12 protein-coding genes are annotated in these 10532 nt (G+C 67.1%); 6 read left to right on the top strand and 6 right to left on the bottom strand.

What is annotated here, in order from left to right; all coding sequences use genetic code 11:
- A partial coding sequence (locus Q0996_RS18470; protein WP_299623121.1) for a DMT family transporter occupies positions 1 to 699 on the top strand: 699 nt, incomplete at its 5' end.
- Here the strand turns inward: Q0996_RS18470 and Q0996_RS18465 are convergent.
- Positions 696 to 911, bottom strand: coding sequence for a DUF1674 domain-containing protein (locus Q0996_RS18465; RefSeq protein ID WP_299623119.1), 216 nt, complete (start codon positions 909 to 911; stop codon positions 696 to 698). The two genes, Q0996_RS18470 and Q0996_RS18465, sit on opposite strands and share 4 nt — an antisense overlap.
- A gap of 150 nt (positions 912 to 1061) precedes the next feature.
- Here Q0996_RS18465 and htpX point away from each other — a divergent pair, with 150 nt between their 5' ends.
- From htpX to rsmB, 3 genes are all read left to right on the top strand, one after another.
- Entirely contained in the window at positions 1062 to 1937 is an 876-nt protein-coding gene (gene htpX / locus Q0996_RS18460) for a zinc metalloprotease HtpX (RefSeq protein WP_322096750.1), read from the top strand.
- 110 nt (positions 1938 to 2047) lie between these two features.
- A complete protein-coding gene (locus Q0996_RS18455; protein ID WP_299623117.1) occupies positions 2048 to 3163 on the top strand; it encodes a mandelate racemase/muconate lactonizing enzyme family protein in 1116 nt (371 codons plus the stop codon).
- Between the two features lie 58 nt (positions 3164 to 3221).
- Complete coding sequence (gene rsmB / locus Q0996_RS18450; protein ID WP_299623114.1) at positions 3222 to 4544, top strand: 16S rRNA (cytosine(967)-C(5))-methyltransferase RsmB; 1323 nt, start codon at positions 3222 to 3224, stop codon at positions 4542 to 4544.
- Positions 4545 to 4562: 18 nt separating this feature from the next.
- Here the strand turns inward: rsmB and Q0996_RS18445 are convergent, their stop codons facing one another.
- The 5 genes from Q0996_RS18445 to Q0996_RS18425 form a co-directional block, all read right to left on the bottom strand.
- Positions 4563 to 4691, bottom strand: a complete 129-nt coding sequence (locus tag Q0996_RS18445) for a hypothetical protein (RefSeq protein ID WP_299623111.1) — start codon at positions 4689 to 4691, stop codon at positions 4563 to 4565.
- Positions 4692 to 4703: 12 nt separating this feature from the next.
- On the bottom strand, positions 4704 to 6017 hold the full coding sequence (locus Q0996_RS18440) for a TRAP transporter large permease subunit (protein ID WP_299623108.1): 1314 nt from the start codon (positions 6015 to 6017) through the stop codon (positions 4704 to 4706).
- A 23-nt stretch (positions 6018 to 6040) separates the two neighbouring features.
- A complete protein-coding gene (locus Q0996_RS18435) occupies positions 6041 to 6538 on the bottom strand; it encodes a TRAP transporter small permease subunit (RefSeq protein WP_299623106.1) in 498 nt (165 codons plus the stop codon).
- 66 nt (positions 6539 to 6604) lie between these two features.
- Entirely contained in the window at positions 6605 to 7639 is a 1035-nt protein-coding gene (gene dctP, locus Q0996_RS18430; RefSeq protein ID WP_299623103.1) for a TRAP transporter substrate-binding protein DctP, read from the bottom strand.
- A gap of 329 nt (positions 7640 to 7968) precedes the next feature.
- A complete protein-coding gene (locus Q0996_RS18425; RefSeq protein WP_299623100.1) occupies positions 7969 to 8742 on the bottom strand; it encodes a hypothetical protein in 774 nt (257 codons plus the stop codon).
- A gap of 166 nt (positions 8743 to 8908) precedes the next feature.
- Here Q0996_RS18425 and rpe point away from each other — a divergent pair, with 166 nt between their 5' ends.
- Together rpe and Q0996_RS18415 are read left to right on the top strand one after the other, a co-directional pair.
- Entirely contained in the window at positions 8909 to 9574 is a 666-nt protein-coding gene (rpe, locus tag Q0996_RS18420; protein WP_299623097.1) for a ribulose-phosphate 3-epimerase, read from the top strand.
- Positions 9575 to 9639: 65 nt separating this feature from the next.
- The coding region (locus Q0996_RS18415) for a heparinase II/III family protein (RefSeq protein ID WP_299623094.1) at positions 9640 to 10532 on the top strand (893 nt) is incomplete at its 3' end.

The raw sequence follows: 10532 nt of genomic DNA, 5'->3' as shown, positions 1-10532 counted from the left end.
CTTCACCAGCGTCACTCCGGTGACCGCCAGTACCAGGCCGCACCACTGCGCCGCGGTGACCCGCTCCCCCAGGACCATCCCGGCAAGGCCGGCGTCTCGGCCCTCATCGTCGGCATCCAGCCGGTCCTGGTCGCCGCCCTTGCCGGGATGGTCCTGGGGGAGCGGGTCACCGCGGCGCAGTGGTGCGGCCTGGTACTGGCGGTCACCGGAGTGACGCTGGTGGTCTGGCGCAAGCTGGCGGCCGGACTGGGCACCGCCGAAGGGGTCGGGCTCTCCCTCCTGGCGCTGCTCGGGATCACCGCGGCGACCCTTTATCAGAAGCGCTTCTGCGCCGATATGGACCTGCGTAGCGGTTCGGTCATTCAATATGCCGCTGCTGCGGCCGGTTGCGGTGTCTTCGCCCTGGCCTTCGAGGAGCGGAGCATCGCCTGGACGGCCGAGTTCGTCTTCGCCCTGGCCTGGCTGGTGGTGGTGCTGTCTCTGGGGGCGGTCAGCCTGCTCTACTGGCTGATCCAGCGCGGCCAGGCCTCGCGGGTCTCCAGCCTGTTCTTCCTGGCCCCGCCGGTCACCGCCCTGATCGCCTGGCCGCTGTTCGGGGAGACCTTCGGCCCCCTGGCCCTGGCCGGGATGGTGCTGACGGTGGTCGGAGTCGCCCTGGTCAATCTCAGCAGTGCGAGGCAAGGCAACACGCCGCGCTAGAAATCCACGCAGATCCCCTTGCGCTCCCAGTCGCCATAGCGGGTCGGCTCCGGCCCGCTGGGGCCGTCGATCTCCTTGGGGCGCGCTTGTTCTGCGGCCTTCGCCTTGCCCGATTCCGGGCTCTTGGCATCGGCCGTTTCGGGCACGGGCTTCAAGGGCTCCACGGGCCCCTTGCGCGGCTCCGGGCGGCGGGTGGTGAATTTCTCGAACATCCCCTGTTATATGGCATCGCAGAGGGCCGGCGCCAAGCCTTGACGCCCGGTCCAAAGACCCCCACCTGAGCCAGGGGAGCTTTGGGCAGCCCCCTGAAAATGCTTGGAAACCAAACGCGATAGGACCAGACACGCTTTGGTGCGGAGACGATGAACAGCCTGCGGACCGGAATTCTGATGGCGGCCATGACCGGCCTGTTCCTCGCCGTCGGCTTTCTGCTGGGCGGGACCGGCGGCATGCTCATCGCTTTCGTCATCGCCCTGGGCATGAACGCCTTCGCCTACTGGAACTCCGACAAGATGGTGCTGCGCATGTACCGCGCGCGCCAGGTCGACAAGACCAGCGCCCCAGCCCTGGTGGGCATCGTCGAGCAGTTGGCGACCAACGCCGCCCTGCCCATGCCGCGGGTCTATGTCATCGACGACGATCAGCCCAACGCCTTTGCCACCGGCCGCAACCCGGAGAACGCCGCCGTGGCGGCGACCACGGGGCTGCTGCGCCGGCTGTCGTCCGAGGAACTGGCGGGCGTCATGGCCCACGAGCTGGCGCACGTGAAGAACCGCGACACCCTGACCATGACCATCACGGCGACCATCGCCGGGGCGATCTCCATGCTGGCCAACTTCGGGCTGTTCTTCGGCGGCAGCCGCAACAACCCGCTGGGCTTCATCGGGGTGATTCTGATCATGGTGCTGGCGCCCATGGCCGCCGCGCTGGTACAGATGGCGATCTCCCGCACCCGCGAGTATGCCGCCGACCGCATGGGCGCGGAGATCTGCGGCCAGCCGCTGTGGCTGGCCTCGGCCCTGCAGAAGATCGACCGCGCCGCTCAGGGCATCGACAACCAGGTGGCCGAGAGCAATCCCGCCACCGCCCATATGTTCATCATCAATCCCCTCCACGCCAACCAGATGGACGGCCTCTTCACCACCCATCCGCGCACCGCCAACCGCATCGAGCGGCTGCGCCAGATGGCGGAGGAAATGGGCCAGACGGCCCCGCAGACCGCCCGCCCCTGGGGGTAAGCCGCTGCGGCACAGCCGCGCCCCAGCTACACCATCGATCAGAAGCGTTTCAATGCCCCCAGGAAAGGTTTTAGCCTGTCCGCCAAAACGAGTCGCAGGCGGAGGATAGAGTGGACGGGTCGTCGATCGCGCGGGTGGAAGCCGCGCTCTTTGCGATCCCTCTCGAAGAGGTGCTGACGGACGCCAAGCACGGCGACCACACCCATTTCGAGGTGATCACCGTGCGCGTCGCCTTGCGCAACGGCGACGAAGGGGTGGGCTACTGCTACACCGGCGGGCGCGGCGGCCACGCCATCCTGGCGCTCATCGAGCACGACCTCGCGCCGCTGCTGTCCGGCCAGGACGCGACGGAGGTCGAAGCGCTCTTCCACCTGATGGACTGGCATCTGCACTATGTCGGCCGCGGCGGCATCGCCGCCTTCGCCATCTCCGCCGTCGACAACGCCCTCTGGGACCTGCGCGGCAAGCAGCGCGGCGAGGCGCTCTGGCAGATGGCCGGCGGCGCCGGGCGCAGGGCCAAGGCCTACCGCGGCGGCATCGACTTGGGCTTTTCCCTGGAGAAGCTGCTGGCCAGCGTTCGCGGCTATCTCGACCAAGGCTTCGACGCCGTGAAGATCAAGGTCGGCCGCGAGTCACTTGAGGAAGATGTAGCGCGGGCCGGGGCGGTGCGGGAGCTGATCGGGCCGGCGGCGACCTTCATGGTCGATGCCAACTACGCCCTCTCCGTCGAGCGGGCCATCGCCGCCGCCGAGGCCTTCAGGCCTTTCGACATCCTGTGGTTCGAGGAACCGATCATCCCCGAAGATCTGGCGGGCTACGCCCGCATCGCCGCCGCCACGGGCGTGCCGCTGGCCATGGGCGAGAACCTCCACACGATTCACGAGTTCGAGGCCGCCCTCGACCGGGCAAGCCTGTCGTTCATCCAGCCCGATGCCGGCAACTGCGGCGGCATCACCACATGGCTGAAAGTGGCCGAGCAAGCGCGGGCCAAGGGCATGCCCGTCTGTTCCCACGGCATGCAGGAGCTGCACGTCAGCCTCCTCGCCGGCCAGACGGCCCCCGAGGACCCCCGGGCCGGCTGGCTGGAGGTGCACAGCTTTCCCATCGACGCCTACACCACCCGGCCCCTGGTGGTGGAGGACCGGCTTGCCGTGGCGCCGGACACGCCGGGAATCGGCGTCACCTTCGACTGGGACAAGCTGAAGCCGCACCGCGTGGCGCCCTGACCGGGGACCTTCTGGTCGCGGGGCTTGCGGTCCTTCGTTCCGGGCCTTATGGCAAGGCATGAACGATCCCGATCAATCCGGCGATGCCGGTACGAAGGGCATTGATGCCCGCAAGGCCGCGCTCGCGCTGCTGCGCGCGGTGCTGGAGCGGCGGCGGCCCTTCGACGAAGCGCTGGCGCAGACCCCGGCGCTGAACGACCTGTCGACCCGGGACCGCGCTTTCGCCCGCCTGCTCGTCGCCAGCGTGCTGCGCCGCCTCGGCCAGATCGACGCCGCCCTCGACCACTGCCTGGACCGGCCGATCAAGCCCAAAGACCTGATCCTGCGCCAGATCCTGCGCCTCGGGGCGGCGCAACTGCTGTTCCTCGGCACCCCGGCGCACGCGGCGGTGAGCACCAGCCTCGAACTGGCCCGCGGGCCGCGCCATGCCGGCCAGCGCGGCCTCCTGAACGCCGTGCTTCGCCGCCTGGCGCGGGAGGGCGAAGCCCTGGTGGCGGCGCAGGACGACGCCCGCCTCAACACGCCGGACTGGCTCTGGGAACCCTGGTGCGCCGCCTACGGCGAAGCGACGGCCCGCGCCCTGGCCGCCGCCCATCTGCGCGAACCGCCCCTCGATCTCTCCTGCAAGGAAAGCCCGGACCGCTGGGCAAAGACCCTGGATGCGGAAATCCTGCCGGGCGGCAGCCTGCGCCTGGCCGCCGGACAGGGCGAAGTCGCCCGCCTGCCGGGTTACGGCGAGGGCGCCTGGTGGGTGCAGGACGCCGCCGCGGCGGTGCCGGCGCGCCTGCTGGGCGATGTGGCCGGCAAGACGGTGATCGACCTCTGCGCCGCGCCGGGCGGCAAGACCGCCCAGCTTGCCGCCGCCGGGGCTGAGGTCATCGCCGTCGAGCGCAGCGAGAACCGCCTGAAGCGCCTCGTCGAAAACCTGGAGCGCCTGGGCCTGGGCGCCGCCACGGTCGCAGCGGACGCCGCGGCCTGGCAAGCGCCGGCGCCGGCCGAAGCGGTCTTGCTGGATGCCCCCTGCTCGGCCAGCGGGACGCTGCGCCGGCACCCGGACATCGCGCACCTGAAGGGGCCAAAGGACGTCGCCGCGCTGAGCGCCGCCCAGGACCGGCTGCTGGCCAATGCGGTCACCATGGTCAAGCCCGGCGGCCTGCTGGTCTATGCGGTCTGCTCGCTGCAACCCGAAGAGGGGTCGGAGCGGATTGCCCGCCTGCTCTCAGAACACCAGGATCTGGAACGTGTCCCCGTCGCACCCGCCGAACTGCCCGGGATGACCGACGCCATCACCGCCGAGGGCGACTTCCGCAGCCTGCCCTGCCACTGGGACGAGGGCGGCGGCCTCGACGGCTTCTACGCCTGCAGGCTGAAACGCCGCTGACCCGGTTGCGGGCACAGTTCACATGAACCCGCTCGCATAGCCGATCAGGAAAGCCAGCAGGGCCGCGGTCCCGGCTATGCCGAGGACCTCCGGCCACCAGCCCAATTCATAAACCGGTGCATCGTCATCGTCGCCGGGCGAAAGCATTGCGCATCTCCGTCACTTTCCCAGGTAGGGCAGCCACAAGGCGATCTGCGGAAACAGAATAACCAAAGCCAGCCCGACGATCTGCAGACCGATGAAGGGCAAGACCGCGACAAAGATCTCCTGCAGGGTCACGTCCTTGGGCGCCACGCTCTTCAGATAGAAGCAGGCCGGTCCGAAGGGCGGCGACAGCATGTAGATCTGGATGTTCATCGCGAAGAGGATGCCGAACCACACCGGATCATAGCCGAGGTCCACGATCACCGGCGCGAAGACCGGAACGGTGATGAACACGATGGCCACCCAATCCATGAAGGTCCCGAGAATCATGATGATGCCCATCATCACGAGGACGACCACCAGCGGCTGGACTTCCATCCCGGTCAGCAGCCCGGCGAGGAAGCGGGTGCCGCCCATGACGTTGTAGATGCCGACCAGGCTGACCGCGCCTACGATCAGCCAGACGATCGACCCGGTCGTGATGGTCGTGCTCCACAACGCCGAACGCAGGCTCTCGACGGTCAGCTCCCGGCGGAGAATCGCGATAAGCAAGGCACCGACGGCCCCGATGGCCGCGGCCTCGGTCACAGTGGCCACGCCGGCATAGATTGATCCCAGAACGCCGCCAATGAGGATCAGCGGCAGAATCAAACCCTTCAGATAGACGAGGCGCCGGGCGAAGGGCAGCGCCGCTTCCGGCGCGTCGTAGGCGGGGCCAAGGGCCGGGTTCAGCCGGCAGCGTATAACGATGTAGGCTGTGTAGAGGCTGGCGAGCAGCAGTCCCGGTCCGAAGCCGGCGGTGAAGAGGTCCTTTACGGAAACCCCCGCCTCGGCACCGTAGACGATCAAGACGACACTGGGGGGAATCAGGGTCGCCAGCGCGCCGGACGAGCAGATCGTTCCGATCGAAAGCTTGCGGTCGTAGCCCAGGCGAAACATCTGCGGCAGAGCGATGAGGCCGAGGAGCACGATCTCGCCGCCGACGATGCCGCTCATGGCCGCCAGCACCACGCTGACGAACACGGTCTGGACCGCGACACCGCCGCGCATCTGTCCACCGAGAACGGCCATGGAGTTGAACAGGTCCCGGGCAACGCCGGACCGTTCGAGGATGTTGGCCATGAACACGAAGAAAGGCACCGCGACCAGGGTGTACTTGCCGAAAACCGCGACAACGTTCGAGGAGATCAGGATCAACCCCGGCGGCCCGAACTTCAGCAGCGCGGCAGCGACCGATATGAGCAGCGTCGACGCGCCCAGCGGCACGCCAAGCGCCATCAGCGCGAAGAGACTCGCGATCATCAGAAGCGTGATGGATTCGATGCCCACGGGGTCGGCCGCCTCGCGCGCGCTCAGAGCGGCGGCCGGGCCGGCCGCGGTGCGATGAGCTTTGCAATCAGTTGGACTGCGAAAACCACGCAGGCAAAGAGCAAGAGTGCCTTCAGGTAGCTCGGCAAGGGAGGATTGAAGGCACTGCCGGACCTCTCGAGTTTCTCAAGGGATCTGAGCGCAGGCCCCCACATCGCCCAGCCAAGGCCGGCGACGGCCGCAAGGCTGAACGCCAGCGCTATGCGACGCAGCACCGACCAGACAGAGGGGCCGACAAGGAGTTCCAAACTGGTGACGGTGATGTGCCGGTTCTGCTGGGTAATCGCACCCGCCGACAGCATCCAGGCGGTCGCACAGCACGCCATGACCGCTTCCGTCGTCCAGACCGTCGGCTGACCAAGGAGGTAACGCGTGAAGACCTCGTAGACCGAAAGACCGATAGCGGTCAGGTAGAAGATGCCGCAGGCCTTGCCGAGCAGGACCGACAAGCGGCCGACCATGTGACAGAATGAAGCGCGCATGCCCTTGGTTCGAGGCGCTGGAGATCCGGTGTTGCAGAGGGTCGCCGCAGAGGCAGCCGGGCGGAGTCAGTCGAGCAAGCCCTTCGACTTCATGGAGGCAAGGTGCGCCGCCAAGGCCACTTCGGCCTCCGGCGATTTCGCTGCCGTTTGCTTCCACGCCTCGACAGCAATCGCCCTGAAACGGTCGCGCTCCGCCTGCGGCCAGTCGATCACTTCGATCTGGGGGTCCGCCATGTCCCGCGCGACCAAGGCCTTGTCCTGTTCATCAAGCGCCTTCAAGAGGTCGGCGTAAGCTTCGTAATACCAGTCGGTCATAGCGGTGCGCGCCTTCGGGCTCAGTCCTGCCCAGGTCGACGCCGATACGGTGAACTGATGTACGGCCATGGAGTGAATGCCGGGGTAGAGCGGAAACTTTGCAATCTGGTGAAAACCGTTCTTGTCATTGTTCACATAGGCGGAGGCATCGGCGGCATCGACAACGCCCTTCTCAAGCGAGGTAAAGACCTCTGAGAAAGGGATGTTTGCCGGGCTCGCGCCCGCCGCCTTGAACACAGTCGCGGCAAGGCCTTCCGGTGAGCGGATCTTCAACCCCTTAAGGTCGTCGACACCGCGTACGGGGACCTTCGACACCAAGGCTTCCTTCGACACCGCGCCGCAGCCGATCACCTTGATCATGCCGGGAAGCGTCGAGTCCCAGAGCTCCTGCAGGACGTCGGCCCCGCCACCGGCCCGGCAAAACTCCTGAACCTGCGCGGGCGAGTCGTATCCGGCGATCAGATCACCGAGGATCGCAAAGGCAGGATTGCGTCCCGAGAAATAGGCAATCGAGGTCAGATCGCCCCCGAGCACACCGGCCGCCACGGCTTCCGGCGTCTCGTTGCGCGGGACAATCGATTTGATCGGGGTCAACTCGATGGCGACCTCACCACCGGTCATCTCCTTCAGTTTGGGAACCCAGTGCTCATTGAGGTACTGGAAGGAGTAACCGCCGGATTGGGTGGATGTTTGGACCATCAAGGTCACGTCCGCCGAAACCTCGGTTGAAACAAGAACAAACAAGGCTGCACTCAACTGAGCCACTGCACGGCGCTTCAACGGCATCTTTTCCTCCCTTTGGCGACATCGGTACCGATCATTGGGCCCGGGCAAGGACCACAGCGAAAATACCCAGGCATCAAGCATACGTCAATGCATACATTAATTTATCCGATATTGCCTTCATTGGTGGATGCGTGGATCGGCATCAGTGTAGAGGTCGCGCAGACAGGCGGATTCCCCCGCGCCTTGCAGCCAAAAGCCGGGAAAGCCGCAGTCAGACCGGGCCGGATCGGAATGGTTTTTGATGCAGGAACGGGTGGGTTACGGCACGTCGTCGTCCGTCAGCATCGCGGGACGGATGAAGACCGTCCGTTCATGGTTCGGTCTGCGTGCTATGACCCGTCGTCGTCGCCCATGACGATGGAGGGGCGGATCAGGATGTGCAGTTCCTGGTCGTCGCCGCGGTGGACGCTTCCCAGAAAGAGCCTTTGCAGCACCGGAATGTCGCCCAGGAAAGGCACCTTGTCGGCGTTGTCGGGCACCGAAGTGGCGGTGATGCCCGCGATCACCATGGTTTGTTCCGCGGTCAGGTTGCCGGCCATCAGGTTCTGGATCACCGGCAGTTCCACCAGTTCGCCCATGTCGGTCGGCGCCGTTTCGACGAGTTGCGGTGTCCCGGCGATCTCATAGCTGCCTTTCCCGTTCACGACGGTCGGCCGAACATCGGGCACCACGACGTCGTCCACGATGACCGCCGCCAGGCTGTTCGCCCCGGCGAGGAAGGCCGAACCGACCCTGTTGCCCTGATTGAAGTCGTCGGCGTCCAGCCGGTCGCCGAACAGCCCGCCGAGCAGGGGGACATTGCCGACATCGACGACATCCAGGTTCTTGTAGTCGACGCCGGGGGACGTCGGCGACACATGGATGAACTGGGTCTGGATGACGATCACGGTGTTTATGCGCAGAGACACATGATCGTCGACGACCACCGGAACATAGTCCAGGCGGACGCCCTCGTGGCGCGAATGGCCGTCGCGGCCTTCCTGGTCCTGCTGGTTTTGGTTGTTCCCCTTGATGGTCGCCGTTGCCGGGCCTGGAACAAGCGCCAAGACCCCCAACGCCAACCCCAACGCCGCGGCCACCGCCAAAGCTCTGCGTGCAAACATGGCCTGCCTCCTTTCCCCCCAAGGCCGGTAGATCTTGCGATCATAGCAGCCGGGGCCGTGAACCGAAGCCCCTACCCCCTTTTGCGCCGCGGCGCCCCGGGTTGCGGGTGCCAGGGCTTGCTGATACCTAGTGTCGGCAACGACCATCACCGGGACCCCTGAGCCCATGCAGCAAGCCGTCCGCATCGCCCCCTCCATCCTGGCCGCCGATTTTGCCCGTATGGGCGAAGAGGTCCGGGCCATCACCGAGGCCGGCGCGGACTACGTCCACATCGACGTCATGGACGGCCACTTCGTGCCCAACATGACCCTGGGCCCGGACATGGTGGCGGCGCTGCGGCCCTATTCCGACCTGGTGTTCGACGTCCACCTGATGATCGCCCCAGCGGACCCCTTCATCGAGCCCTTCGCCAAGGCCGGCGCCGATATCATCACCGTCCATCCGGAATCCGGGCCGCACCTGCACCGCACGGTGCAGATGATCAAGGCGCTCGGCAAGAAGGCCGGCGTCTCGCTGAACCCGGCGACCCCGGTGGACGTGGTGGACCTGCTGCTCGAGGACATCGACCTGATTCTCTGCATGGGCGTCAATCCCGGCTTCGGCGGCCAATCGTTCATTCCTTCGACACTGGACAAGCTGCAGATCCTCAGGCGCAAGATCGATGCCTGCGGGCGCACCATCGACCTGGAGGTCGACGGCGGCATCAATATGGAAACCGCCCCCCAGGCCGCCGCCGCCGGCGCCGACCTGCTGGTCGCCGGGACCGCCACCTTCAAAGGCGGGCCCGAGGCCTACGCCGGCAATATCGAGCGGCTGCGCGGCGGACGCTGAAAACCGTGGGCGGCCAAGCGGAAAGTTACGCCGACCGTTACAGCGACAACCCCAGTGGGGCCGGCATGAGCGCAGGCCGCAAGACCGCCAAGAGCCCAGACCGAGACCCGGATCAAGGCTCGGCCCGGGGACCCGGCACCCCGCTGTTCGACCGTTACCGCCACTGGCGCCTGCTGCCGCCGGAGCTCGCCTGGAGCCGTCTGGGTTATGCCCTGCGCCGCCCGCTTTACGGCCTGCCCGAGGCGCCCTGGCACCGCAGCGGCACACCGCCAGCGGAGGTCCGCCTGGTGCCGCCCGACCCCTGGCCGGGCAGAGCCGAACGCGGTCTGGCCATCGTCGAGGATCACTTCCACTTCCTCGGCCGCAGCCTGCACAAGCCGGCGCCGCTCTGGGCGCCGCTGGGCATGGAGCAGCCCTGGCTGAAGCGCCTGCACGGCTTCGCCTGGCTGCGCGACCTGCGGGCCGCGGGCGGCGATGCGCCGAGGCGCAAGGCGCGGGCCCTGGTCGCCGACTGGATCGATCACAATCGCCAATGGTCGGCGACGGCCTGGCATCCGGTGGTCACCGCCGAACGCCTGGCCCACTGGTTCAGCCAGTACGAATTCTTCGCCGCCAGTGCGGAGGTCTCCTTCCGCCAGGCCATGCTCGCCAGTGCCGCCGGTCAGGCCCGCCACCTCGCCGCCGTGCTGCCCGCCGGGCTCACCGGCGCCGCCCTGGTGACCGCCGCCAAGGGGCTCTGCTACGCCGGGCTCTGCCTGCCCGGCTGCGCGGACTGGCTGGACCGCGGGTTGGGCCTGCTGCAGGAGGCCCTGAGGGAACAACTGCTCCCCGACGGCGGCCAGTGCGAGCGCTCCCCCGCGCTGTTGCTGTCGGTGCTGCGCGATTGCATCGATCTGCGCGCGGCCCTGCTCGCCGGGCAGGCCGAGGTGCCGCCGGACCTCTCCCGGCAGATCGAGGC

Origin of the sequence: Pelagibius sp., assembly GCF_028289705.1 — a bacterium.
Classification (GTDB): Bacteria; Pseudomonadota; Alphaproteobacteria; order Kiloniellales; family Kiloniellaceae; genus Pelagibius.
Note: the sequence above shows the minus strand (reverse complement) of the source record. Positions and strands in the feature narration are given on the sequence as shown.